The sequence below is a fragment of the Pseudomonas sp. KH_024_B2 genome, from assembly GCF_057839965.1.
On record NZ_CM174502.1, the window covers coordinates 5,345,807 to 5,370,320 of the forward strand.

General features: G+C 60.1%; 21 protein-coding genes. 11 read left to right on the top strand and 10 right to left on the bottom strand.

Translation table 11 applies throughout. The annotated features are described in order from the left end of the window. The first annotated feature begins 42 nt into the window (after window positions 1-42). The gene (locus AC3I0A_RS24900; RefSeq protein ID WP_489375170.1) at window positions 43-1,017 is read left to right on the top strand and encodes a serine/threonine protein kinase; all 975 of its coding nucleotides are present in this window, start codon (window positions 43-45) and stop codon (window positions 1,015-1,017) included. 177 nt (window positions 1,018-1,194) lie between these two features. After that, window positions 1,195-2,082 (top strand): EamA family transporter RarD, encoded by an 888-nt coding sequence (rarD, locus tag AC3I0A_RS24905; RefSeq protein WP_489375171.1) that lies wholly within the window; start codon window positions 1,195-1,197, stop codon window positions 2,080-2,082. 224 nt (window positions 2,083-2,306) lie between these two features. Here the strand turns inward: rarD and AC3I0A_RS24910 are convergent, their stop codons facing one another. After that, window positions 2,307-2,825 carry a glycine cleavage system transcriptional repressor gene (locus AC3I0A_RS24910; RefSeq protein WP_489375172.1) on the bottom strand — a complete coding sequence of 173 codons (519 nt, stop codon included), beginning with the start codon at window positions 2,823-2,825 and terminating at the stop codon, window positions 2,307-2,309. Between the two features lie 541 nt (window positions 2,826-3,366). Here AC3I0A_RS24910 and AC3I0A_RS24915 point away from each other — a divergent pair. Next, window positions 3,367-5,559 (top strand): malate synthase G, encoded by a 2,193-nt coding sequence (locus AC3I0A_RS24915; protein WP_489375173.1) that lies wholly within the window; start codon window positions 3,367-3,369, stop codon window positions 5,557-5,559. Between the two features lie 196 nt (window positions 5,560-5,755). Here the strand turns inward: AC3I0A_RS24915 and AC3I0A_RS24920 are convergent, their stop codons facing one another. Beyond that, window positions 5,756-6,202: a response regulator gene (locus AC3I0A_RS24920; protein ID WP_489375174.1), complete on the bottom strand. Its 447-nt coding sequence runs from the start codon at window positions 6,200-6,202 to the stop codon at window positions 5,756-5,758. Window positions 6,203-6,454: 252 nt separating this feature from the next. On the opposite strand from AC3I0A_RS24920, the gene AC3I0A_RS24925 reads away from it, so the two are divergent. The 8 genes from AC3I0A_RS24925 to AC3I0A_RS24960 all read left to right on the top strand — a co-directional run bounded on the left by AC3I0A_RS24925 (window position 6,455) and on the right by AC3I0A_RS24960 (window position 15,793). Then, window positions 6,455-8,395, top strand: coding sequence for a putative nucleotidyltransferase substrate binding domain-containing protein (locus AC3I0A_RS24925; RefSeq protein ID WP_489375175.1), 1,941 nt, complete (start codon window positions 6,455-6,457; stop codon window positions 8,393-8,395). Then, entirely contained in the window at window positions 8,392-9,099 is a 708-nt protein-coding gene (locus tag AC3I0A_RS24930) for a 3'-5' exonuclease (protein ID WP_489375176.1), read from the top strand. The genes AC3I0A_RS24925 and AC3I0A_RS24930 overlap by 4 nt, the downstream gene beginning before the upstream one ends. A 279-nt stretch (window positions 9,100-9,378) precedes the next feature. Beyond that, window positions 9,379-9,894, top strand: coding sequence for an RNA polymerase sigma factor (locus tag AC3I0A_RS24935; protein ID WP_489375177.1), 516 nt, complete (start codon window positions 9,379-9,381; stop codon window positions 9,892-9,894). Continuing rightward, entirely contained in the window at window positions 9,891-10,871 is a 981-nt protein-coding gene (locus tag AC3I0A_RS24940; RefSeq protein WP_489375178.1) for a FecR family protein, read from the top strand. The genes AC3I0A_RS24935 and AC3I0A_RS24940 overlap by 4 nt, the downstream gene beginning before the upstream one ends. 287 nt (window positions 10,872-11,158) lie before the next feature. Beyond that, entirely contained in the window at window positions 11,159-13,567 is a 2,409-nt protein-coding gene (locus AC3I0A_RS24945) for a TonB-dependent siderophore receptor (RefSeq protein WP_489375179.1), read from the top strand. A 69-nt stretch (window positions 13,568-13,636) separates the two neighbouring features. Next, window positions 13,637-14,767, top strand: a complete 1,131-nt coding sequence (locus AC3I0A_RS24950) for a PepSY-associated TM helix domain-containing protein (RefSeq protein WP_489375180.1) — start codon at window positions 13,637-13,639, stop codon at window positions 14,765-14,767. Then, window positions 14,764-14,937, top strand: coding sequence for a hypothetical protein (locus AC3I0A_RS24955; protein ID WP_489375181.1), 174 nt, complete (start codon window positions 14,764-14,766; stop codon window positions 14,935-14,937). The genes AC3I0A_RS24950 and AC3I0A_RS24955 overlap by 4 nt, the downstream gene beginning before the upstream one ends. 226 nt (window positions 14,938-15,163) lie before the next feature. After that, window positions 15,164-15,793, top strand: a complete 630-nt coding sequence (locus AC3I0A_RS24960) for a glutathione S-transferase (protein WP_489375182.1) — start codon at window positions 15,164-15,166, stop codon at window positions 15,791-15,793. Window positions 15,794-16,003: 210 nt separating this feature from the next. On the opposite strand, the gene creD is transcribed toward AC3I0A_RS24960, so the two are convergent. The 8 genes from creD to AC3I0A_RS25000 all read right to left on the bottom strand — a co-directional run bounded on the left by creD (window position 16,004) and on the right by AC3I0A_RS25000 (window position 24,495). After that, window positions 16,004-17,374 (bottom strand): cell envelope integrity protein CreD, encoded by a 1,371-nt coding sequence (creD, locus tag AC3I0A_RS24965; RefSeq protein ID WP_489375183.1) that lies wholly within the window; start codon window positions 17,372-17,374, stop codon window positions 16,004-16,006. Window positions 17,375-17,630: 256 nt separating this feature from the next. After that, window positions 17,631-19,049 (bottom strand): two-component system sensor histidine kinase CreC, encoded by a 1,419-nt coding sequence (gene creC / locus AC3I0A_RS24970; RefSeq protein WP_489375184.1) that lies wholly within the window; start codon window positions 19,047-19,049, stop codon window positions 17,631-17,633. Then, window positions 19,049-19,729, bottom strand: coding sequence for a two-component system response regulator CreB (gene creB / locus AC3I0A_RS24975; protein ID WP_489375185.1), 681 nt, complete (start codon window positions 19,727-19,729; stop codon window positions 19,049-19,051). Before creB ends, creC begins: the two co-directional genes overlap by 1 nt. Before the next feature lie 59 nt (window positions 19,730-19,788). Beyond that, window positions 19,789-20,295, bottom strand: a complete 507-nt coding sequence (gene rloA2 / locus AC3I0A_RS24980) for a retropepsin-like aspartic peptidase RloA2 (RefSeq protein ID WP_489375186.1) — start codon at window positions 20,293-20,295, stop codon at window positions 19,789-19,791. A 317-nt stretch (window positions 20,296-20,612) separates the two neighbouring features. Beyond that, window positions 20,613-21,185: a DUF2780 domain-containing protein gene (locus AC3I0A_RS24985; RefSeq protein WP_489375187.1), complete on the bottom strand. Its 573-nt coding sequence runs from the start codon at window positions 21,183-21,185 to the stop codon at window positions 20,613-20,615. 148 nt (window positions 21,186-21,333) lie between these two features. Then, window positions 21,334-22,533, bottom strand: coding sequence for a formaldehyde dehydrogenase, glutathione-independent (gene fdhA / locus AC3I0A_RS24990; protein ID WP_489375188.1), 1,200 nt, complete (start codon window positions 22,531-22,533; stop codon window positions 21,334-21,336). A gap of 228 nt (window positions 22,534-22,761) precedes the next feature. Continuing rightward, the gene (purU, locus tag AC3I0A_RS24995) at window positions 22,762-23,619 is read right to left on the bottom strand and encodes a formyltetrahydrofolate deformylase (RefSeq protein ID WP_489375189.1); all 858 of its coding nucleotides are present in this window, start codon (window positions 23,617-23,619) and stop codon (window positions 22,762-22,764) included. 243 nt (window positions 23,620-23,862) lie between these two features. Beyond that, entirely contained in the window at window positions 23,863-24,495 is a 633-nt protein-coding gene (locus AC3I0A_RS25000) for a sarcosine oxidase subunit gamma (RefSeq protein WP_489375190.1), read from the bottom strand. Window positions 24,496-24,514 lie beyond the last annotated feature (19 nt).

Genomic DNA, 24,514 nt, shown 5'->3' on the forward strand with positions numbered 1-24,514 from the left:
TGTTTGGCCGGACGCGGCAGCCTGCTGCGCGCAGGAGTCAGCATGGCCCATCCGTTTGAAACCCTTACACCCGACCTGGTGCTCGATGCTGTTGAAAGCATCGGGTTTCTCAGCGACGCCCGCATTCTTGCGCTCAACAGCTACGAAAACCGCGTTTATCAGGTGGGTATCGACGACTCCGAGCCATTGATTGCCAAGTTCTACCGCCCACAGCGCTGGACCAACGAAGCGATTCTCGAAGAACATCGCTTCACCTTCGAACTCGCCGAGTGCGATGTTCCAGTGGTCGCGCCGATGATCCACAACGGCGAAAGCCTGTTCGAACACGCGGGTTTTCGTTTCACCCTGTTCCCACGCCGTGGCGGTCGCGCGCCAGAGCCCGGCAATCTGGATCAGCTGTATCGCCTCGGGCAATTGCTCGGCCGCTTGCACGCGGTCGGCGCCACCCGCCCGTTCGAACACCGTGAAGCCCTCGGCGTGAAGAACTTCGGCCATGACTCGCTCAATACCCTGCTCGAAGGCAATTTCGTGCCTCGCAGCTTGCTCCCGGCCTACGAGTCAGTCGCCCGGGATCTGCTCAAGCGAGTGGAAGAGGTCTACCAGGCCACGCCCCATCAGAACATCCGCATGCATGGCGATTGCCACCCCGGCAACATGATGTGCCGCGATGAAATGTTCCACATCGTCGACCTCGACGACTGTCGCATGGGCCCGGCAGTGCAAGACTTGTGGATGATGCTCGCTGGTGACCGTCAGGAATGTCTCGGTCAGTTGTCGGAACTGATGGACGGCTACAGCGAGTTTCATGACTTCGACCCGCGTGAACTGGCGCTTATCGAACCGTTGCGCGCTCTGCGTCTGATGCACTACAGCGCCTGGCTGGCCCGGCGCTGGGATGACCCCGCGTTCCCCCGCAGTTTCCCGTGGTTCGGCACAGAGCGGTATTGGGGTGATCAGGTATTGGCGTTGCGTGAGCAGCTTTCCGCGCTGAACGAAGAACCTTTGAAATTGTTCTGATCCTCCTGTGGGAGCGGGCTTGCCCGCGAATGGGGCGACTCGGTCTTACCTGATAGACCGCATTACCGTTCTTCGCGGGCAAGCCCGCTCCCACAAAAGCCCCCCTCACAAGACACGACACATCTCACCAGCCGCCTTACAATCGCCGTTTGTTAGCTGCCTAAGCAAGGATTCTGCATGCAAGCCGCCAACCCGCGTCGCGGGTACATTCTGGGTCTGACCGCCTACATCATCTGGGGACTGTTCCCGCTCTACTTCAAAGCCATCGCCAGCGTGCCCGCCGTGGAAATCATCGTTCACCGGGTGCTCTGGTCCGCGCTGTTCGGCTCACTGTTGCTATTGGTCTGGAAGCATCCGGGCTGGTGGCGTGAACTGCGCGAGAACCCGCAACGGCTGGCGATTCTGGCCTTGAGCGGCACGCTGATCGCGACCAACTGGCTGATCTATGTGTGGTCGGTGAATAACGGCCGCATGCTCGAAGCCAGCCTCGGCTACTACATCAACCCTCTGGTGAACGTGCTGTTGGGCATGCTGTTACTCGGCGAGCGTTTGCGGCGCATACAGTGGCTGGCGGTGGGGTTGGCAACCGTTGGCGTGGCGCAGCAGGTCTGGCAAGTCGGCAGCCTGCCTTGGGTGTCGCTGGCGCTGGCACTGAGCTTCGGCGCCTACGGGTTGATCCGTAAGCAAGCACCGGTCAAGGCCTTGCCCGGGCTGGTGGTGGAAACCTGGATGCTGGTGCCGATTGCCTTAGGCTGGTTGTTGCTCAATCCGGTCGCGACCAGTGCTCAGGCTGCGTTCTGGACCACCTCTGAAGCCTGGTGGCTGGTGGCCGCGGGGCCGATCACCTTGGTGCCGCTGGTATGTTTCAACGCTGCTGCACGGCATTTGCCCTACACCACTCTGGGCTTCCTGCAATACATAGCACCGACCCTGGTGCTATCGCAGGCAGTGCTGTTGTTTGGCGAGCATCTGTCTTCCAGCACGCTGATCGCATTCATGTTTATCTGGGCAGGTCTGGCGATTTACAGCGTAGATGCCTGGTTTAGCCTGCGTCGGCGCGCCTGATCAAAAAACACACAAAACTCTGCAGGCCACGATTAACGTGGCCTGCAAGCATCCTTCCCAAGGTTATCCACAGCGTGATCCCCGCCGTTTGTGCACAAGCCCTTGAAACTGTTCGTTTTTTGCTCAGATCCTGAAGAGCCCCGGCCGGCTTGGTCTTGCGGCGCATCTCTACAGGTTATCCACAGGCAGGTGCACGTTTTACCTGGATAACCTGCTCTTCTGGCTTATACCTCGCTGCGCAACACCAACTCGACCATCAAATCATCCGCCAGGGTTTCCAGACGCGCCTGCAATACATCCAGAGACAAGGTCAGCGGCACTGCCAGAATGGCTTCGGCGTGGAACAGCGGCTCGCTGCTCATCGGCGCTGGCCGTACATCAGTGACCAACCGCTCCAGGTTCACACCCTGCTCGGTCAACAGCCGCGTGATATCGCGCACAATCCCCGGCCGGTCATTACCCACCAACTCCATAGCGATCGGCTTCCAGGTGCAGGATTGTTCGATACCACTTTCAGCGATCAGCACGCGGATACCGTGCACGGACAGCGCTTGCAGCGCATCCACCAGTTCGTCATAGCCTTCGGCCGGCACCCCGACCCGCAGGATTCCGGCAAATTGCCCGGCCATGCGTGACATACGACTTTCCAGCCAGTTACCGCCGTGTTCGGCGATGCATTGAGCGATGCGCTCGACCTGGCCGGGTTTATCCGGGGCAAATACGGTAAGTACGAGGTGGTCCATGGCGCAGCCCTCTTGTCATGACTTTTGTTATAGAAGAGGAAGTATAGGCAAGCCTTCATTCTGCGCTGAATTGACGCCATCGTGGGCAAGCCTCGCTCCTACAGGGGCAGCGCGATCACTCTAGGAGCGAGGCTTGCCCGCGAATAGGGACACCGCCGCCGGTCCTGCCAAAAAACTAATCGTGTACTGTTTCCAGATTTATCTGGAACAATCCAATAGTTTTTTGAGAACATCGCATCCCCCAGCGTGACCAGACAGCTGGCTTAAGTCGCTAAACGACGTATTTAGTCTAATTTTCACAACCGCAATTCATCATGTAGTATGCCGCAGCGCGCACTACATAACGCTGGATCGATGTCTGCCCAAGCGCCGTCGCAACCCCGAAAGCCCCGTCAGCAAGGCCTCAAGCCGTTGATTGGACCTACCCAGCCGCCAGCAATGGCATGTACTGGTGCAGGGGTTTGTGGTTTAAATGGCCAGAGGCTTCATTGTTAAATTGAAGAGCTGAAAAGCGAAATAGCTGAGCAGAGTGAGGCAAGCAATGACTGAACACGTTCAAGTCGGTGGCCTGCAGGTCGCCAAAGTCCTGTTCGACTTCGTGAACAACGAAGCCATCCCCGGTACCGGCCTCACCGCCGATAAGTTCTGGGGCGGTGCCGACAAGGTCATTCATGACCTGGCGCCGAAGAACAAAGCCCTACTCGCCAAACGCGACGACTTCCAGGCGCGAATCGATGTCTGGCACCAGTCCCGTGCCGGTCAGGCGCATGACGCCGTGGCCTACAAAGCCTTTCTGCAAGACATTGGTTATCTGCTGCCAGAAGCGGCCGATTTCCAGGCAACGACGCAAAACGTCGACGACGAAATCGCCCGCATGGCCGGTCCACAACTGGTCGTCCCGGTGATGAATGCCCGTTTCGCCCTCAACGCCTCGAACGCCCGCTGGGGTTCGCTGTACGACGCGTTGTACGGCACTGACGCCATCAGCGAGGCTGACGGCGCGGAAAAAGGCAAAGGCTACAACAAGGTCCGTGGTGACAAGGTCATCGCCTTCGCCCGCGCCTTCCTCGACGAAGCAGTGCCATTGGCGGCCGGCTCCCACGTCGACTCCACTGGCTACAAGATCGTCGATGGCAAACTGGTGGTTGGCCTCAAAGGTGGCAGTAACTCGGTTTTGAAGAGCTCCGGCCTGCGCAACGACGCACAGCTGATCGCCTTCCACGGCGACGCCGCTGCACCGACCACGATTTTGCTGAAAAACAACGGCCTGCACTTCGAAATCCAGATCGACGCCAGCACCCCGGTCGGCCAGACCGACCCTGCCGGCATCAAAGACCTGCTGATGGAAGCGGCGCTGACCACCATCATGGACTGTGAAGACTCGGTCGCCGCGGTCGATGCCGATGACAAAGTGGTGATCTACCGCAACTGGCTCGGCCTGATGAAGGGTGATCTGTCGGAAGAAGTGTCCAAGGGCGACCAGACTTTCACTCGCACCATGAACGCCGACCGTCGCTACACCGCGCTCGACGGCAGCGAACTGAGCCTGCATGGCCGTTCCCTGTTGTTCGTGCGTAACGTTGGCCATTTGATGACCATCGACGCGATTCTCGACAAAGACGGCAACGAAGTTCCGGAAGGGATTCTCGACGGCCTGGTCACCAGCCTTGCGGCGATTCACAGCCTCAACGGCAATAGCTCGCGCAAAAACAGCCGCACCGGATCGGTCTATATCGTTAAACCGAAAATGCACGGACCTGAAGAAGCGGCGTTCACCAACGAGCTGTTCGGGCGCATTGAAGAAGTCCTGGAGCTGCCGCGCAACACCCTCAAAGTCGGCATCATGGACGAAGAGCGGCGTACCACGGTCAATCTCAAGGCCTGCATCAAGGCCGCCAACGAGCGTGTGGTGTTCATCAACACCGGCTTCCTCGACCGTACCGGCGATGAAATCCACACCTCCATGGAAGCTGGCGCGATGGTGCGCAAGGCTGACATGAAGGCCGAGAAGTGGATCGGCGCCTACGAGAACTGGAACGTCGATATCGGTTTGAGCACTGGCCTGCAAGGTCGCGCCCAGATCGGTAAAGGCATGTGGGCCATGCCCGACCTGATGGCCGCGATGCTCGAGCAGAAAATCGCTCACCCGCTGGCCGGCGCCAACACCGCTTGGGTGCCATCGCCGACCGCCGCTGCACTGCATGCGCTGCATTATCACAAGGTCGACGTGTTCGCCCGCCAGGCCGAACTGGCCAAGCGTGGTCGTGCCTCGGTCGACGATATCCTGACCATCCCGTTGGCGAGCAATACCAATTGGTCGGCCGAAGAAGTCCAGAACGAACTGGACAATAACGCCCAAGGCATCCTCGGTTACGTGGTGCGCTGGATCGACCAGGGCGTGGGTTGTTCGAAAGTTCCGGACATCAATGACGTCGGCCTGATGGAAGACCGTGCCACACTGCGTATTTCCAGCCAGCACATCGCCAACTGGTTGCGTCACGGCATCGTCAATGAAGCCCAGGTGCTGGAAAGCCTCAAGCGCATGGCGCCCGTGGTCGACCGGCAGAACGCCAACGACCCGCTGTACCGTCCGCTGGCACCCGACTTCGATAACAACATCGCCTTCCAGGCCGCTATCGAGCTGGTAATCGAAGGCACCCAACAGCCGAACGGTTACACCGAGCCGGTCCTGCACCGTCGTCGCCGCGAGTTCAAGGCCAAAAATGGTCTGTGAATAAGCGGTAGCAGCAGATAAGAAAAAGCCCTGATCGGCAACGATCAGGGCTTTTTTGTGTTCGCTTGGTTTATGCAGTGAACCATTCGCGGGCAAGCCCGCTCCCACAAGGGATTGCGGCGCTCTTGTGGGATGGGCCGGGCGACGCTTCGCTTGCCCGCGAAGGCTGCCTGACAGGCAACCTGAATTTCGAACCCTACAGCACCACCCCCAACTCATGCCTCACCAACGCCAACAACTCGCTGGTATCGATCGGCTTGAGCAGGAAGTCCACCACACTCAAATGCATGGCGTCGATGGCGTCCCGGACATCCGCATCCCCGGAAATGATGATAATCGGCAACGCTGCCCGCTCCGACTCGCGCACCTTGCGTATCAATTCCAGGCCACTGCATGGCGCCATCCGCAGATCGGTGATGAGCAGACCAATCGATTTATTCGAGTCCAATAATTCCAGCGCCGCTTCACCGCTTGCCGCGGTCATGCAGCGAATGCCATCAAGGCCAAGAATCTCCGACAACAACTCCCTTGCGTCCCGATCATCATCGGCGATCAACACGCGCTGCAACGGCAGATCCGGTTCCAGCATGACGGCGCTCAACGCTTCGCGCTCGGCATCACTCAAAATATCGTGGTCAGACATACGTTTCTCTACGTGTTCACATCAATCCCTAGCACAGTGGTCTGACATCGCTAAGCCAGCCTTCAATGTGCACTTCGTCGAATAATTTTCCAAGAGGGTCGATGAAGGGTTTTTCGCATTTATTGCCTAAGACATCTCCCAAAAGTTGTCTCGTACGTCAGCCACCTAGACTTACGTCCAATGGGCACCCGGCGCGCAGGGGCCGACCATGGCTAATGAACCGACAACAACAATGCACAAAAGACTGCGGTAATGGTTATGAGTAAAGCGGATGCCTTCACCCAGGCAGGGAAAACCGCGGTGTTGCAGAACATTCACGGCACCATGCAGTTCCTTCAGCGATTCCCGCCTTTCAATCAAATGGAAAACGCTCACCTGGCTTATCTGGTCGAGCAATGTCAGCTGCGTTTCTACGCCCCGGGCGAAAGCATTATCAAACCCGCCGACGGGCCGGTTGAGCACTTTTATATCGTCAAACAGGGACGAGTGGTCGGCGAGCGCCCGCACACTGCCAAGGGTGGCACCGAAACCACCTTCGAAATCGCCACCGGCGAGTGTTTCCCGCTTGCGGCACTGCTCGGCGAACGCGCGACCCGCACCGAACACCTGGCGGCCGAAGACACCTTTTGCCTGCAACTGAACAAACTGGCGTTTATCAAGCTGTTCGCGCTGTCCAGCCCGTTCCGCGACTTTGCCCTGCGCGGGGTCAGCAGCCTGCTCGATCAGGTCAACCAGCAAGTCCAACAAAAAGCCGTGGAAACCCTCGGCACCCAGTATTCGCTCAACACCCGCTTGGGCGAGCTAGCCATGCGCCATCCGGTGTCCTGCAGTCCCCTCACGCCGCTGCGCGAAGCGGTGACCCTGATGCACGAGCAGCAGGTCGGCAGTATCGTGGTGGTCGATGAGCTAAAAGCCCCGATCGGTATTTTCACCCTGCGCGACCTGCGTCAGGTGGTCGCCGATGGCACCAGCGATTTCAACCAGGGCATCGAGCGGTACATGACCCAGGCGCCGTTCTTCCTGACGCCCGATCACAGCGCCTTCGATGCTGCAATCGCCATGACCGAGCGGCATATCGCCCATGTCTGCCTGGTGAAAGACCAGCGCCTGTGCGGCGTGGTCTCGGAACGGGATCTGTTTTCCCTGCAACGGGTCGATCTGGTCCACCTGGCGCGAACCATCCGCAACGCGCCTCGGGTGGACAATCTGGTGGCGATTCGCGGCGAGATCGGCCAACTGGTGGAGCGCATGCTCGCCCACGGCGCGTCTTCGACGCAGATCACCCATATCATCACCCTGCTCAACGACCACACGGTGTGCCGGGTCATCGAACTAACCCTGGCCGAGAAAGGCGACCCTGGCGTGCCGTTCAGCTGGCTGTGTTTCGGCAGCGAAGGCCGTCGCGAGCAGACGCTGCATACCGATCAGGACAACGGCATCCTGTTCGAAGCGAGAGACGCCGCCCACGCCGCCGAGATCCGCGGCAAGCTGCTGCCGTTGGCGCAGCAGATCAACCAGAGCCTGGCGTTGTGCGGTTTCACCCTGTGCAAGGGCAACATCATGGCCGGCAACCCCGAGCTGTGCCTGTCCCGCGCCGAATGGGCCCGGCGTTTTGCGGCGTTTATCCGTGAAGCGACGCCGGAGAACCTGCTGGCATCGACTATCTATTTCGACTTGCGCGTGGTCTGGGGCGATGAGCAAGGCTGTGAGCAATTGCGCCACAGCATTCTCGATCAGGTCGCTGACAACCGTCTGTTCCAACGCATGATGGCGGAAAATGCCTTGCGCCAACGCCCGCCCGTGGGGCGTTTCCGCGATTTTGTGCTGGCCAGGAAAAATGGCGAAAAAGCTACCCTCGACCTGAAAATCCAGGGCCTGACCCCCTTCGTCGACGGCGCACGACTGCTGGCGCTGGCCAACGGTATCGAAGCCAACAACACCCTGGAACGCTTGCGCCAACTGGTGGCCAAGGAAGTTATCGAACGACTGGACGGCGCCGCCTATGAAGAGGCCTACCACTTCATCCAGCAGACCCGTATGCAGCAGCATCAGCTGCAAACCCGCGAAAACCTGCCCTACTCCAACCGGGTCGACCCCGACAGCCTCAATCATCTGGATCGGCGAATCCTGCGTGAATCCCTGCGTCAGGCCCAACGCCTGCAAAGCAGCCTGACACTGCGGTATCAACTATGAGTCTGTTCTCCTGGCTACGGCCCAATAGCCCGTCACTAACCGCCGGGCAACAACAGCGCCTGGAGCACCTGATGGCCGCCCCTCAGCTAAGCGAATGCAGCCTGCGCGAGCAGCGCTGGGTGGTGGTCGATCTGGAAACCACCGGGCTTAACCTGACCAAGGATCTGGTGCTGTCCATCGGCGCGGTGGTGATCGAAGACGGCGCTATCGACTTCAGCCAGCAATTCGAGCGCACCTTGCAGCGCGCTGAACACAAACTCGGCCCCAGCGTGCTGATTCACGGTCTGGGCCCCAGCGCCATCGCCGCCGGGAGCGATCCGGTGGAAGCCTTGCTGGACTTCATGGAGTTCGTCGGCGACAGCCCGTTGCTGGCCTTCCATGCGCCGTTCGACCAGCACATGCTCGGACGCGCCCTGAAGGACAGCCTGGGTTATCGCTTGCAGCACCCGTTTCTGGACATCGCAGACATGGCGCCGCTGCTCTGCCCCAAGGCGCACATCCGTGAAGCCGGGCTGGATGACTGGATCGACTACTTCAAGCTGCAGGTTGGCGAACGCCACCACGCCAGCGCCGACGCCCTGGCCACCGCCGAACTGGCGCTGATCCTGTTCAGCCGTGCTCGGCAACAGCAGATTCATAGCCCGTTGAATCTGCAACAGCGGCTGAGCCAGTGGAAACGCCGCAGGCAGGCGCATTCGTTTTAGAGCGCGCAGTGAACACCTGTGGCGAGGGAGCTTGCTCCCGCTGGGGCGCGAAGCGGCCCCAAAAACCTGCAGGCGCGTTGTATCAGACATACCGCGTTCACCGACTTTACGACTGCTGCGCAGCCGAGCGGGAGCAAGCTCCCTCGCCACAGGGGTTAGCCTGACTCCGGTTGCGCTGCTCACGCCCCACCCGACCAACGCCAATTGCGCACATCCCGCGCCTCTGACACAATCGCGAATAATTCTCGTTAGTTTAAACTTCTCATTCGGTGATGCCCCGTGTCGTCAGCCCAAAGCCACAATGAGCTTGTCGGCGCGTTATACCGCGACCATCGTGGTTGGCTGCTGGCCTGGCTGCGGCGCAATGTGGCCTGTCCGCAACGGGCCGAAGACCTGAGCCAGGACACTTTTGTCCGTTTGCTCGGCCGTGACGAACTGAATGCCCCGCGTGAACCGCGAGCGTTTCTGGTGGCCATCGCCAAAGGTCTGCTGTTCGACTATTTCCGTCGCGCCGTGCTGGAACAGGCCTACCTTACCGAACTGATGCTGATCCCGGAAAGCGAGCAACCCTCTCTGGAAGAACAGCAACTGATCCTCGAAGACCTCAAAGCCATCGACCGCCTGCTCGGCAAACTCTCGAGCAAGGCCCGCGCGGCTTTCCTCTATAACCGTCTGGACGGCCTCGGCCACGCAGAAATCGCCGAGCGCCTCGGGGTTTCCGTGCCTCGGGTGCGGCAGTATCTGGCTCAGGGCATTCGCCAGTGCTACATCGCGCTGTACGGTGAGCCGGCATGAGTCAGGTCAGCTGCAAACCGGTTTCGGCCCGTGTTCTCGATGCCGCCATCGCCTGGCAACTGTCACTGGATTCCGGCGATGGCAGCGCCATTGAACGCGAAGAATTCGCCAAATGGCACGCCGCCGCCGAGGAGCATGCCCGCGCCTGGCGGCAGTTGGGCATGCTCGATCAACGCTTCAATGTCGCCAGCGGCCCCGCCCGCTCGGCCTTGCTGCAATCGCGCGAAAGCATTCGGCGGCGGGTACGCAAACTCGGCAGCGGGCTGGCCAGTGTGGTGTTGGTCTGCGGTCTGGCGCTGTTCGCCGGTGAACGTTATCTGCCGCTCGACTACTGGCTGGCCGACCAGCGCACAGCCACCGGCGAGCAACGCACCTTGCGGCTGGCCGACGGCACGCTGATCAACCTCAACACCCACAGCGCGCTGGATGTGCGCTTCGATGAGAAGCAGCGGCGAATCATTCTGCAGGAAGGTGAAATCCTTATCGAAACCGGCCACAACGATGCCCGGCCGTTTATCGTCGAAACCCGCGAAGGCAGCATGCGCGCTCTGGGTACGCGGTTTCTGGTCAAGCGCGAGGAGCAAGGCACACGGTTGAGCGTATTGAAATCGGCCGTGGCTGCGCACCCGCAATCCCGCCCGGACGAACAGATCCTGCGCGAAGGCCAGCAAGTACTGATACGCCGTGATGGCCTCGGTCCACTGTTGGCGTTGAGCTCAGGTGCCGATGCCTGGACTCGCGGCATGCTGGTGGTGGATAACGCCCGTTTGGGGGATCTGATCAACGAACTCGGGCGTTATCGCCGCGGTCATCTGGGCGTCGCACCGGAAGTGGCCGACTTGCGCATCACCGGCAGCTTCCCGCTGCACGACATCGACCTGGCCCTGACCGCCCTGCTGCCGACCCTGCCGGTGCAGATCGAGCAGCACACGCCATGGTGGGTGACGGTGGTGGCGAAGGCCGAAACAAAACCCTGAATCTGGACGCAGATCCCCTTGTGGCGAGGGAGCTTGCTCCCGCTGGTCCGCGAAGCGGACCCAAAACCAGTCACCGGGTTTTATCAGGTAGATCGCGCTGGCCGGTTTACGACTGCTGCGCAGCCGAGCGGGAGCAAACTCCCTCGCCACAGGGGGTGATCGACACTTCACCCAGTTGTATCCCGCCCACTTCCTGAATCGAAATTATTTTCAATCAGCCCTATCACTTTTTGAATCTCGTCCGGCACATAGGCAATTGAGAAATGTTTCCATTCAGGAGCCGCTGTATGTCCCGCTCGCTAGACACCTTGTTGCGCCCCAGCCTGTTGGCCGTCGCCATTGCCCTTTGCGCCCCTCTGGCCAGTAGCCAGCTGATCGCCGCCGAACAGGCGTCCAGTGTTCGCGCCTACAACCTGCCGGCCGCGCCGTTGGCCAGCACCCTGAATCAGATCGCCAGCCAGGCCGGCCTGGCGCTGAGCCTGAACCCTGCGCTGGCCTCGGGCAAAACCTCGGCCCCGGTCAACGGCCAGTTCGACGCTGCCGGCGCCCTGCGTGAAGCCTTGCGCGGCACCGGTCTGCAACTGGAACAAAGCAGTGCCGGGACCTTCAGCCTGGTGGCAATCCCGGACGGCGTTGTTGCATTGCCGGAAACCAGCATCACCGGCCAGGAAAGCTACGAAAACGCCTGGGGCCCGGTAGCGGGTTACGTCGCCACCCGCACCGCGGCCGGGACCAAGACCGACACCCCTATCGTCGAAGTGCCGCGCTCGATTTCGGTGATCACTCGCGAGCAGATGGACGATCGTTCGGTACTCAATCTCAATGACGCACTGCGTTATACCGCCGGTGTCATCAGCAGTGGCTATGGTTCCGACTCCCGCGCCGACTGGCTGAGGGTTCGCGGCTTCGAGCCCACCCAGTTCCTCGACGGCCTGCCACTGCCCAAAGGCTCGTTCTCCAATCCCAAGGTCGAGCCCTGGAACCTGGAGCGCATCGCGGTACTGCGCGGCCCGTCTTCTTCGGTGTACGGCCAGACGCCTCCCGGCGGCATGCTGGACATGGTCAGCCGTCGTGCGCAAGAGCAAAGCAGCCATCAAGTCGAGCTGCAAGCCGGCAGCAACGAGCACAAACAGATCAACTTCGACAGCACCGGCAAGATCGATGATGAAGCTCAGTTTCTCTACCGTGTCAGCGGCACCGTGCGCGACAGCAATGCGCCGGTCGACCACATTCCAGACAAGCGCTATAACATCGCCCCCAGCCTGACCTGGAACATCAACGACGACACCCACCTGACCTTCATCTCGCAGTACACCCGCGACGACACCGGTATTACCGGGCAGTTTCTGCCCCTGCAAGGCACCAAGCTGCCCTCGGCCGCCGGCAAGATTTCCCACCACAAGAACCTCGGCGACCCGGACTGGGAATTTTACGACCGCACTTACTACGCGCTGGGTTACGCCTTCGATCATCGCCTGAACGATGTCTGGCAATTCCGCCAGAACCTGCGTTACACCAAGAGCGATTTGTCGTTCCAGGGCATCAACGCCGCCACGTTCAACAGGGTACAGGCCGACGGCACCCTTAACCGTGAAACCGGCATCGTCAATGAAGACATCAGCCAGTTCGCGGTGGATAACAACTTCCAGGCCGATTTCCAGACCGGTGAACTGAGCCACACCCTGCTGCTGGGTCTGGATCATCAACGTTCGAACACCAACTACCAATGGCTTTACGGCTACCAGAACGTACCGACTACCAATGTGAACAAGCCGGTGTATGGCCAGGACTTCTCCAACGTCACCTATTTTGCGATGAATGACTTTGCGCAAAAGACCCGGCAAACCGGCCTCTACGTTCAAGACCAGATGGCCTTGGACAAATGGCGGCTGACCCTCGGCGGTCGTGAGGACTGGGTACACACCGGCACCACCTTCAACCAGACCGACGCCACCAACACCCAGCGTGACAAGGCCTTCAGCGGCAATGCCGGCCTGAGTTATGTGTTCGACAGCGGCCTGACGCCTTACCTCTCCTACACCGAGTCGTTCCAGCCCTCCACCGGCGCCTCGGCCAGTGCCGAGCAGTCGTTCAAACCGACAGAAGGCCGACAATACGAAGCGGGGCTCAAGTATCAGCCTCCCGGAAGCCGGATGTTACTCACCGCCGCCGTATTCGATCTGCGCCAGAAGAATGTGAAAGTCACTGAAGGCAACGTCACCAGCCAAACCGGTGAGGTCCAGCTTCGCGGCCTCGAACTGGAAGCCACCTTTGACGTGACCGACAACCTGAAGCTGGTCGGCTCTTACAGCTACACCGACAGTGAAGTCCTGGAAGGCGCCGGCAAAGGCAACCGCATGCAGCAGATTCCACGCAACCAGGCGACCCTGTGGGGCGACTACACCTGGCATAACGGTGTGCTCGACGGCTTTGGCGTCGGCGCCGGCGTGCGCTACGTCGGCGACACTTACGGCGATGTGGCCAACACGGACCTGGGCCATGTCGGCTCCAACACCATCTACGATGCGTCGGTCCACTATGATCTGGGCCGCCTGAGCAACAGCCTCAAAGGCGCCTCGCTCGCAGTGGATGCCAAGAACATTTTCAACAAGGACTACTTGTCGACCTGTGACGGCTACTGGTGCTACTACGGCGACGAACGCAACGTCGTCGCCAGCGTGAATTACAAGTGGTAACCCGCTAGCCCCGCCGCAGCAACACAAGGGTCACGGCTCAGTCGTGGCCCTTTTGCATCTGGATGATTGATGAAAAGTAAAACCATCCGCCGCTGGTCCTTTATCCACACCTGGACCAGCCTGATCTGTACCGTCTTCCTGCTGATGCTGGCACTGACCGGCTTGCCGCTGATTTTTCATCACGAGATCGATCACTTGCTGGGTGATGCCCCCGAGCTGAAACAAATGCCGGCAGGCACTCCCCAGCTGGACTTGCAGCAACTGGTCCGCGCCGCCGAGGCCCATCGACCGGGTGAGGTGATGCAGTACTTCGGCTGGGACGAGGAAGACCCCAACGGCGTGATCGCGATCATGGCGCCCACCGCCGGCACCGAACCGAACTCCTCCCACACCTTCATGCTCGACGCCCGCACCGGTGAAGCGCTGGAAGTCCCCTCGGCCAATGGCGGCCTGATGATGGTCATGCTGCGTCTGCACGTGGACATGTTCGCCGGTCTGCCGGGCAAGCTGCTGTTGGCATTCATGGGGATATTGTTCGTGCTGGCGATTATCTCCGGCACGGTGCTGTATCTGCCGTTCATGCGTCGGCTGAAATTTGCCAGCGTGCGTCAGGACAAATCCACACGGCTGCGCTGGCTCGATCTGCATAATCTGATCGGCGTGGTTACCCTGACCTGGGCGCTGGTGGTCGGCGTGACCGGCGTGATCAGCGCCTGCTCCGACCTGCTGATCGCCGCGTGGCGCAATGACAGCCTGAGCGCAATGATCGAACCTTATCGGGGAGCCCCGCCCTTGACCCAACTGGCACCGGCCAGCCGTTTGCTCGAAATCGCCGAAAGCGTGGCACCCGAGATGCAGCCGGACTTCATCGCCTTCCCCGGCACGCGGTTTTCCAGTGAGCATCATTACGCAGTGTTCATGAAAGGCAGCACCCACCTGACCTCGCACCTGCTGACCCCGGTCCTGATCGACGCCAGCACCCTGCAGGTCACCGCCGTCGCCGAACGACCGTGGTACATGGACGCCATGGGCATGTCGCAACCGCTGCACTTCGGTGACTACGGCGGTATGCTGATGAAAATCCTCTGGGCGGCACTGGATGTACTGACCATCATCGTCCTCGGCAGTGGGGTGTATTTGTGGGTGGTACGGCGCAAGGCGGTGAAACCTGTGGCCGCGGTACTGGAGACCGCAGCATGAGGCCCAGGCAGTCGAATTTCTGGAAAGTCTTCGCCACTCCCACGGTCATCGCCCTGCTCGCTGCCGCCGGACTGTTCGCCGCGCTGCTCGGGGATGGTGTGTGGGATGGGTTGAGCTGGGTAGGCTTGGGGGTACCGGCGGTGATTGGGTTGCGGGGGTTGTTCAAATAGCGTCCTGAAATCCCGGGTGTCTGACAGGGCCCCATCGCGAGCAGGCTCGCTCCCACACTGGATCTGTGTCAGGCATACATTGCATGAACAACAAGGATCTAATGTGGGAGCGAGCTTGCTCGCGATGGCTGCCTCACAGCCACCAAATCATTTCCAGATTCAAACCCCTCGCCAGCCACCACGGAACTTAATAGGCTAACCCCCTGCCCATCTTGTGAGAAAAACCATGTCCACCCCCAGCATGACCTTATTCCACAACCCTGCTTCGCCCTACGTTCGCAAAGTGATGGTGCTACTCCACGAAACCGGTCAACTGAACCGCGTGGCGCTGCAACACAGCCAACTCAGCCCGGTCAGCCCGGACGCTGCCCTCAATCAGGACAACCCGCTGGGCAAAATCCCGGCCCTGCGCCTGGCCGACGGCAATGTGCTGCACGACAGCCGGGTGATCCTCGATTACCTGGACCACCAACACGTCGGTAACCCGCTGATCCCCCGGGATGGATCGGCCCGCTGGCGACGCCTGACCCTGGCCTCGATGGCCGACGGAATCATGGATGCCGCAATACTGGTGCGCTACGAAGTCGCCCTGCGTGCCCCGGAAAAACATTGGGACGAGTGGCTCGAAGCCCAACGCGACAAAATCCGCCGCGCCCTGGCCGTGTTCGAAGCCGATGCAATCGCCGAACTCACCTGCCATTTCGACATCGCCGCCATCAGCGTCGCCTGCGCTCTCGGCTACCTGGACTTCCGCCATCCGGACCTGAACTGGCGTGAAGCCAATCCAAAACTTGGCGCCTGGTATGCCAAGGTCAGTCAGCGGCCGTCGATGCTGGAGACTCAGCCAGCGGTTTGAATAGGCGGTGACTGATCTGGCCTCATCGCGAGCAAGCTCGCTCCCACATTTGATCTCTGGTGTTCACAAGTAGTGTGTCCACAGGAGATCCAGTGTGGGAGCGAGCTTGCTCGCGAAGGGACCACACCGGTTTCTGAGGAAACAACCCGGCAATCCGCGTCGCCAACATCGCTCCAACCAGCTGATCCTCACGCAACCCCAACGACCGGCTCATTTCACCGCGTCCAGATCAAACTCCAGCGGTTTGCCCGCTTTTTGCCCAATCCCATACCAGTCCAGCTTGCGGGTCAGCACCATAAACACCCCCAGCAGACCAAACAGCAGCAACGAGCCCATCAGCAACGCGTAATCCTCAGCGCTCAGCAAGCCATAGAGCAGGCCATACAACGCCGCCAGCCCTGCCGCGAAACTCAAGCCGTGACGCAAACTGCGCAATACATGGCAGACATAAAACCCGATCAGCAACACGCAGCTACTGGCCGACACCCCATAGGCCAGAGCAAACCCAATGTGTTCGGACAGCGACAGCAGTAACAGGTAGAAAAACGCCAGCGCCACACCCACCAACGCATACTGGATCGGATGCACTGCCATGCTTTTGAGCACTTCGAACAGGAAGAATCCGGCGAAGGTCAGGGCAATGAACAGCAGCGCGTATTTGATCGCCCGATCACTCTTGAGGTACTGATCCACCGGGTCGATGAAACTCACCCCGAAGTTGCGGCTCTTGAATTCGTCACAACGGTCGCGGGTCAAGCAGTTGGTCAAGGCTTCTTCCAGGTTGGTGGAAAAGAACGAGGTCTGCCAGTTCGCGGTAAAACCTGCTCCGGTGACTTCACGTTGAGCCGGCAAATAGTTGCCGATAAAGCTCGGGTGAGGCCAGTTGGCCGCCAGTTGCACCTTGCTGGTTTTGCCGACCGGGGTGATCTGCAACTGGCCGGTGCCCTGCAGGCGCAGATCGAAGGCGAACGCCAGTTCAGCGCCTTTGTGCCGGTCCAGCGCGGGCAACATGACATGTGCCCCCTCGCCTAGCCAGCCCAGCTGCGTGCCCGGTTCAAAGTCCAGACTCTGACCATTGAGATCCAGCTTCAGGGCATTTTCGATCCCGCGAATATCGCTGATGCCTATCGTCAGAAACGCCTGGTCAAACTGATAATCGGCGAAATCTTCCTCGATACCCAACTGCGCGGGAATCGAAAACAGGCCGCTGATGTGGTTGTCGGCGTGGTACAGCCGCGCCTCGTAAATACCCCGCGAGCGCAACTCGGTCTGCACCTTGCCGTCGAGCTCGAAACGCTCCGGCAGAAAATACAGATGGCCGCGTTCTTCACCGGTTTCCTGGTAGCGTTTGTTGGTTTTCTCATTGGTCTTCCAGGTACGCACCACTTTGCGATACGGCACCACCATGATCGGACCGCTCAGTTGCTGGCTGTAGCTGGAACTGCGGGCGATGTCTTCGAGCACGCCGTCGCGCAGTCGCTGGCGATCATTGATGATCCCGTTGATCAGCAGTAGCGGAATCATCAACAGCAGAATCAAAAGGGCAATCGCCCCCAGTTTTAGGGTCAGGCTACGGTTCATGGGACTCTCCCTGTTTGGATGGAGAAAGTCTGTGGCGGGTATGTGGGGGTTTTATGGGGGGAATGTGGAGAGTGTGTGGAGAGTAGGTATTAGGGCTCACACAAACCCTGTGGCGAGGGAGCTTGCTCCCGCTCGGCTGCGAAGCAGTCGTAAAACCGGCAGATGCGATCTGTCTGAAAAAACCGCGATTACCGGTTTTGGGGCCGCTACGCGACCCAGCGGGAGCAAGCTCCCTCGCCACAAAAACTGCGCTGTGTCAGGGCAGGCGCAGGGTCACCTCAACCCCACCCGGCACATTGCCGATGTGCAGCTCGCCGCCGTGCAACTGCACCACTTCTTCCACAAAATTCAGCCCGAGCCCGGTGCTTTTGCGTCCACTGTCCGGGCGCGGCAAGGAGTAGAAGCGCTCGCTCAAACGCGGCAAGGCGTAATCGGGAATAGGCTCGGCCTGATTGAAGAGCTTGAATTCGATCTGCTGACCGACCTGTTCAGCCGTGAACCTCAAAATTCCGTGGGACGGTGTGAAATCCAGCGCGTTCTCCAGCAAATTACCCAGCGCCTGACGCAACAGAAACGGTTCGCCCAACAGACTCAGTCCCGATGTTATCTGCTGCCCGATCTGCAATTGCTTACGTTCGATCCGCGCACTCTGGGCATCCAGCAATTCGTCCAGCAACGGCGCCAGCGGCACCGCGACTTGCTCCTCCAGCCCCTGACGCTGCTCGACCTGCGCAAGGTTCAGCAACCGTTCGATCAACTGCTGCATGCGCGCACTTTCGTTGTCGATATTGCTGACAAAACGCTGCTGCTGAGTCACCGGCATTTCGCCCTGCAGCAGTTCGGCAGCGCCGCGAATCGCCGCCAGCGGGCTCTTCAATTCATGGGTCAGCGTGTGCACATAACGCTCGACGTAAGCTTTGCCTTCGAGCTGGGTGCGCATGTGTTCGACCGCCGTAGCCAGCTGCTCCAGCTCGCCGCCGCGATAGTGCGGCAGCTCGGCACGACGGCCCTCGCTGACGGCCTGGGCATACGCAGTCAACCGCCGCAGCGCTGCACTCAGCCACCAGGACAATAACCCGCCGAACAGTAAACCGAGGCCGATCAGACCAACGCCGTACCACAGTAATCGCCGCTCGGTGCGGTCGATGTAAGGCTGCAGGGAGCTATTGGGTTTGGCCACGGTGACCACGCCGATAATCTGGCCGTTGTCACGGATCGGCGCGCCGACATGCATCACCGAGGTAGTGGGGTCGTCCGGGATGCTGCGGGTCGAGCGCGCGCCGTATTCGCCGCGCAGGGTCAGGTAAACATCGTTCCAGCGAGAATAGTCCTGCCCTACCGCCATGCCACTGGAATCCAGCAACACCATGCCCTTGGCGTCGGTGACGTAGATGCGGTGGTTGACCTGATTCTTTGACAAACCCCAGATGGTCGCCGCCGGTTGCCGTTCGCCGTAGGCCTTGAGCAGCTCGGGCCAGCGGCTTTGGTTGAGCGTCCCGGCCTTGAAGTCATCGCGCAGGATCTCGGCCATCAGGTTCGCGGTGTCCACCAGGGTTTCCTCGGTGGACTGACGCATGCCAGGGCGGATTTCTTTCATCACGGTGCTCAGCACGAAATACCCGGTCAGGCTGATAAACAGCAGATACACCAGGAAAATCCGGATCCCCAACGGCATCAGCTGTGCCCCGGGCTGTAGCTGTAACCGAGGCCGCGGTGGGTCTGGATCGGCTCGGCGTGCGCCGCCACCAAACGCAACTTGGCCCGCAGGCTTTTGATGTGGCTGTCGATACTGCGCTCGTACCCGGCATCGGCGGCGACGCCCAGTGCATCGAGCAATTGCTCGCGGCTGAAGACCCGCTCGGGTTGTTCCAGCAGACATTGCAGCAGGCGAAACTCATGGCGGGTCAGGCTCAGCGGCTGGCCGCGATAGCTGATCTGCACCCGTTCGTTGTCGATCTGAAACAACTCATTGGAAACCGCAGCCGTGGCCCGGGGCGCCACACGCTTGAGAATCGCCCGCACCCGCGCTGCGACTTCGCGCGGGCTGAACGGCTTGACCACATAATCGTCAGCGCCGATCTCCAGGCCCACCACCCGATCAATTTCACCATCGCGGGCACTGAGGAACATCACCGGCACTTCGCTGAAACGCCGCAGCTGTTTGCAGGTCTCGAAGCCGCTGATGTCCGGCAGGCCGATGTCGAGAATGATCAAATCTGCCGGGGTGCTGCGCTGATGCTCAAGCGCTGCCTGGCCGAGGCTCAGCCAGGAGGTGGTGAAGCCCTCGCCCTGCAAGGCGAAAATCAGGGTATCGGCAATCGCGGCTTCGTCTTCGACAATCAGGATATGGGGCATGGCGTCCGAGCACAGAGGTTTCGTAGCCGAACGGTGCCGGATGCCTGATTCGCCGTCAATCAGCAGTCGGGTTTATCCGCGGTAAAGCGCCGCGCCGGGTTCACCGCCGCACCAAACTCACGCAACGCCTTGGCGCCGATCAGCAATGGATAGTTGAAGCTGCTGCGGTCGGTCAGATTGACCTCGACGGTGCGCTTGACGTTGCCCAGGCACATTTCCAGATCGACGACCGGACGTTTGGTGACTTCACTCACGTCCTTGTCTTCGTCCTCTTCATCGGCGCGGCTTTTGATTTTGCTGATGCGCGCGATCTTGTGCTCGTAGACCTTGCTGCTCGCGCCTTTGGTCGCCAGACGGAAACGCACCCAGTCTTCACCGTCACGGGTAAAGGTCTCGATATCCTTGGCCGACAGCGATGCGGTCAGGGCGCCGGTGTCCATTTTGGCTTTGAGGACTTCGCCGCCGATTTCCGGCAGCTTGATGTTTTCATAGCGACCGTAGAGCGTTGGCTCAGCGGCCATGACCGGCAGGGCCAGGAGAGATAACAGTACAAGGACGGATTTCACGTGGGAGGGTTCCTTGGGGGAATGGGGCAATGACGTCGAATTCTAGACCGCGAAAAGCACAGTAAGTTGGAAAGAAACCTGAGCCGGACACAAACCCCGTGGCGAGGGAGCTTGCTCCCGCTGGGTCGCGCAGCGGCCCCAAAACCTGCCACTGAGGTGTTTCAGGTAAACCCCATTTTCTGGCTTTACGACTGCTGCGCAGCCGAGCGGGAGCAAGCTCCCTCGCCACAGGGGATCTGCGTCGCTAATAAAGAACCACCCTACCCAACCAAAGGTGAAACATTCGTCAGTCACCCGGATTTGACCTCTCGCCCCAATCAGCTACCGAGACCAGTACCCCAGATCCCGCCCAGGTTTTGCAGCAGCGAGCTGCCAACGCCCTGCTGACCGAAGTATTGCAGGATCACCGGGGCAAACAGGCCGATCATCCCGCTGTCCATGCCCAGGGCGCTGAAGGCGTTGTTCAGATCATTGGTGTCTTTCACATTGCCCAACAGACCGTCCAGCCCCATGGCTTTGCCGGACTCGTCGCCGAGCAGGCCGCTTAAACCACCGAGCCCGCCCAAGGCGCTATTGCCGGAGAGCAGATCCAGCCCCGGCACGCTTTTGCTCAATTGCGAGAAGTCGCCGCTGCTCAGCTGGTTCCTCGCCAGCCCGAGCATCGCGCCGGCGCCACCGATCGCCTGCTCCGGAGTGATGTCGAGCTGCGAACCGAGCGTATTGAGCAACCCGGCCGCTTGCGGTGCTGCCGCGACCGTCGTGTCGTCGCTCTGATTGCCTTGCGCACCGGAGACTGCGTTGGCCATATCGTTCAGGTTGAAAGCCGCGAAGACCGGGCTTGCCGCCAGGGTCATGAGCGAAGCCAGTGCAAAAACGCGAGAAACCTTCATCGAGACAACCTCTTGAGCCGTGAATGCCACCCGCAATCAGGTGGAAAAACTGCCGGTTTGACCAGCAAAAGCGGGGACTTGTTCCTCGAGACCCTCCGGAAATAAAAAAAAAGGGCGACCCGAGGGTCGCCCATTTTTGCCTGCTGCCTTACGCCGCGCTGAACAACTTGTGCGGATCGATCACAAACTTCTTCGGTACGCCCGCATCGAACTCGCCATAACCACGTGGCGCATCATCAAGGCTGATGACTTCAACACCGACGATGTCAGCGATTTTGATGCGGTCCCACATGATGGCTTGCATCAGTTGGCGGTTGTACTTCATCACCGGGGTCTGGCCGGTGTGGAAGCTGTGGGATTTCGCCCAGCCCAGACCGAAGCGGATGCTCAGGCTGCCCATTTTCGCGGCGGCGTCGACTGCACCTGGATCTTCGGTGACGTAGAGGCCAGGGATGCCGATTTTGCCGGCGACACGAACCACGCCCATCAGCGAGTTGAGTACGGTGGCCGGGGCCTCGTGCTTCACACCGGCATGGCCGTGACCGCGAGCTTCGAAGCCTACGGCGTCAACAGCGCAGTCCACTTCCGGTTCGCCCAACAGCGCAGCGATTTGTTCGTGCAGTGGGGTGTCTGTCGACAGGTCGGCGATTTCAAAACCCTGGGCCTTGGCGTGCGCCAGGCGGATCGGGTTGACGTCACCGATGATCACCACCGCAGCACCCAGTAGGCGAGCGGACGCGGCAGCGGCCAGGCCGACCGGGCCAGCACCGGCGATGTACACGGTGCTGCCCGGGCCAACGCCGGCAGTCACTGCGCCGTGGTAACCGGTCGGCAGGATGTCGGAGAGGCAGGTCAGGTCGCGGATTTTTTCCATGGCCTTGTCGCGATCAGGGAGTTTCAGCAGGTTGAAGTCGGCATACGGCACCATCGCGTATTCGGCCTGGCCACCGGTCCAGTCGCCCATGTCGACATAACCATAGGCACCGCCGGGACGCGCCGGGTTAACGCTCAGGCAGACGCCGGTGTGCTGCTCTTTGCACGAACGGCAACGGCCACAGGCAACGTTGAAGGGTACCGATACCAGGTCGCCGATCTGCAGGTTCTCGACGCCGCTGCCCTTCTCGATCACTTCACCGGTGATCTCGTGACCCAGCACCAGACCGGTCTGGGCGGTGGTACGACCGCGCACCATGTGCTGATCCGAACCGCAGATGTTGGTGGAAACTACGCGCAGGATGACACCGTGTTCGATCTTCCTGCCGCGCGGGTCCTGCATTTTGGGATAGTCGATTTTCTGCACTTCGACCTTGCCATTGCCGAGATACACGACACCACGATTACCAGACATGCTTTCACCTCGCTGTTGTTTTTATGTAGCGGTCGCGTTGCCATGGAACGGCAGCGCGTTGATTGCTTGGGTTTATTGCCTGTGTGTTTTGTGTTGTTTGTTAGGGCCTCTTCGCGAGCAAGCTCGCTCCCACAGGGATTTGTGTCGGAGCACAAATATCATTCACACCTGCGATCCACTGTGGGAGCGGGCTTGCCCGCGATTGGGTCGCAAAGCGGCCCCAAAAATCTAAAGAACGACGGTTCTGTTCGCGTTGAGAAACACCCGTCTTTCTATGTGATACCCAACCGCCCGCGCCAACGTCAGCCCTTCGATATCCCGCCCTTTGGCGATCAAATCTTCGGGGTAGTGACTGTGATCCACCGCTTCCACGCCCTGGGCGATGATCGGGCCTTCGTCCAGGTCGTTGTTGATGTAGTGCGCGGTGGCACCCACCAGTTTCACGCCCTTGTTGTAGGCCTGGTGATAAGGCTTGGCGCCTTTGAAACCGGGCAACAGGGAGTGATGGATGTTGATCGCCTTGCCATCGAGCTTGCGGCACAGCTCCGGCGACAGCACTTGCATGTAGCGGGCAAGGACCACCAGTTCGGCGCCGGACTCTTCGATGACCTGCCACACCTGACGCTCTTGCGCTGGCTTGTCGTTCGGGTCCAGCGGGAAATGGTAGTAGGGAATCTGGTGCCAATCGGCAAGCGGCTTGAGGTCCGGGTGATTGGAGACCACCGCGACCACGTCCATGGACAATTGGCCGATGCGCTGACGGTAGAGCAAGTCGTTGAGGCAGTGATCGGCCTTGGAAACCATGATCACCACTTTTGGCCGGTGGTGCGGCGCCGTCAGTTCGAAGATCATGCCGAACGCATCAGTCCGTTCGGCCAGACCTGCGCGGAATGCCTGCTCGTCGAAGCCGTCGGGCTGACGGAATTCCACGCGAATGAAAAAGCGCCCGGAAAGCCGATCATCGAAGGAATGGTGCTCGGTGACGTAGCAACCCTGTTCGAACAGAAAACGGGTCACCGCATCCACCGTGCCCAATACGCTAGGGCAATCGGCGGTCAAAATCCATGTGTCTGGGGCGCGGCTCATAGTGCGGTGACTCCTGTTCTCAATACCTACACAACCAAGGGTCGGCAGTGCTATCTGTGGCCAGTGAGGTCTCTGTGGCGAGGGGGCTTGTCGGAACGCCGCACCGCCCCGTTCGGCTGCGTAGCAGTCGTAAAACCATCCAACGCGTTCCGTCAGAGAAAACACATTCACCGGTTTTGGGCCCGCTTCGCGGTCCAGCGGGGGCAAGCCCCCTCGCCACAACAAGCCCGGCGCTACACCGCGTTAAGCCTGAACGCTCAACCCGTATTCGGCAGCCGCATCCTGCAACCACAGCCACCAGTAATCGGAGAAGCTGCGGCGGATCAGCAGTTCCCAGGTGTCTTCGGCGGTGTGGCGGATCACCAGTTGCGACTTGGCGAACACCGTGCCGACGGCTTTGCCCACCGGGAAGTTGTTGGGATGCACGTCATAGCTGGTGGACTTCATCAGCACTTCGCGGACTTTCGGGCCGCTCAGTTCGAGAAGTTGTTGGCCGCCGCTGACGTTGACGATGGAGATGTGCAGATCGCCCAGCGCTTCACGCAGCTTTTTCTCGGCAGCGAATTCTTCGCCAGTCGGGACGATCAGCAGCCATTCATCCGGCCCCATCCATTGCAGGCTGGTTCCGCCCTTGGCGACGACGGTCAGGGCCACTGGCAGTTCCAGGCCCAGCGCCTTGTGCACGCCGGCGGCGAACGCTGGATCATGGCCGTCGCCACGGATGGTCAGATGGCCGAGGAGTTTCTTTTCACGCACGGTGACACCGGCGTTTTTGCGGCCCTTGCCCACCAGGCTGGCGAGGTCGGCGTGATGCAACGACGGCTCGGCCTTGGCCCCGGTGGTTGGGCGTTGTTGGTAAACATTGGCTGCGGTCATAAAGCACCTGTCTTGAATT

What these genes read in the sequence shown, in the direction of transcription:
- AC3I0A_RS24900 (WP_489375170.1), top strand. Translation starts at nt 43, where the DNA reads ATGGCCCATCCGTTTGAAACCCTTACACCCGACCTGGTGCTCGATGCT.
- rarD (WP_489375171.1), top strand. Translation starts at nt 1,195, where the DNA reads ATGCAAGCCGCCAACCCGCGTCGCGGGTACATTCTGGGTCTGACCGCC.
- AC3I0A_RS24910 (WP_489375172.1), bottom strand. Translation starts at nt 2,825, where the DNA reads ATGGACCACCTCGTACTTACCGTATTTGCCCCGGATAAACCCGGCCAG.
- AC3I0A_RS24915 (WP_489375173.1), top strand. Translation starts at nt 3,367, where the DNA reads ATGACTGAACACGTTCAAGTCGGTGGCCTGCAGGTCGCCAAAGTCCTG.
- AC3I0A_RS24920 (WP_489375174.1), bottom strand. Translation starts at nt 6,202, where the DNA reads ATGTCTGACCACGATATTTTGAGTGATGCCGAGCGCGAAGCGTTGAGC.
- AC3I0A_RS24925 (WP_489375175.1), top strand. Translation starts at nt 6,455, where the DNA reads ATGGTTATGAGTAAAGCGGATGCCTTCACCCAGGCAGGGAAAACCGCG.
- AC3I0A_RS24930 (WP_489375176.1), top strand. Translation starts at nt 8,392, where the DNA reads ATGAGTCTGTTCTCCTGGCTACGGCCCAATAGCCCGTCACTAACCGCC.
- AC3I0A_RS24940 (WP_489375178.1), top strand. Translation starts at nt 9,891, where the DNA reads ATGAGTCAGGTCAGCTGCAAACCGGTTTCGGCCCGTGTTCTCGATGCC.
- AC3I0A_RS24945 (WP_489375179.1), top strand. Translation starts at nt 11,159, where the DNA reads ATGTCCCGCTCGCTAGACACCTTGTTGCGCCCCAGCCTGTTGGCCGTC.
- AC3I0A_RS24950 (WP_489375180.1), top strand. Translation starts at nt 13,637, where the DNA reads ATGAAAAGTAAAACCATCCGCCGCTGGTCCTTTATCCACACCTGGACC.
- AC3I0A_RS24955 (WP_489375181.1), top strand. Translation starts at nt 14,764, where the DNA reads ATGAGGCCCAGGCAGTCGAATTTCTGGAAAGTCTTCGCCACTCCCACG.
- AC3I0A_RS24960 (WP_489375182.1), top strand. Translation starts at nt 15,164, where the DNA reads ATGTCCACCCCCAGCATGACCTTATTCCACAACCCTGCTTCGCCCTAC.
- creD (WP_489375183.1), bottom strand. Translation starts at nt 17,374, where the DNA reads ATGAACCGTAGCCTGACCCTAAAACTGGGGGCGATTGCCCTTTTGATT.
- creC (WP_489375184.1), bottom strand. Translation starts at nt 19,049, where the DNA reads ATGCCGTTGGGGATCCGGATTTTCCTGGTGTATCTGCTGTTTATCAGC.
- creB (WP_489375185.1), bottom strand. Translation starts at nt 19,729, where the DNA reads ATGCCCCATATCCTGATTGTCGAAGACGAAGCCGCGATTGCCGATACC.
- AC3I0A_RS24985 (WP_489375187.1), bottom strand. Translation starts at nt 21,185, where the DNA reads ATGAAGGTTTCTCGCGTTTTTGCACTGGCTTCGCTCATGACCCTGGCG.
- fdhA (WP_489375188.1), bottom strand. Translation starts at nt 22,533, where the DNA reads ATGTCTGGTAATCGTGGTGTCGTGTATCTCGGCAATGGCAAGGTCGAA.
- purU (WP_489375189.1), bottom strand. Translation starts at nt 23,619, where the DNA reads ATGAGCCGCGCCCCAGACACATGGATTTTGACCGCCGATTGCCCTAGC.
- AC3I0A_RS25000 (WP_489375190.1), bottom strand. Translation starts at nt 24,495, where the DNA reads ATGACCGCAGCCAATGTTTACCAACAACGCCCAACCACCGGGGCCAAG.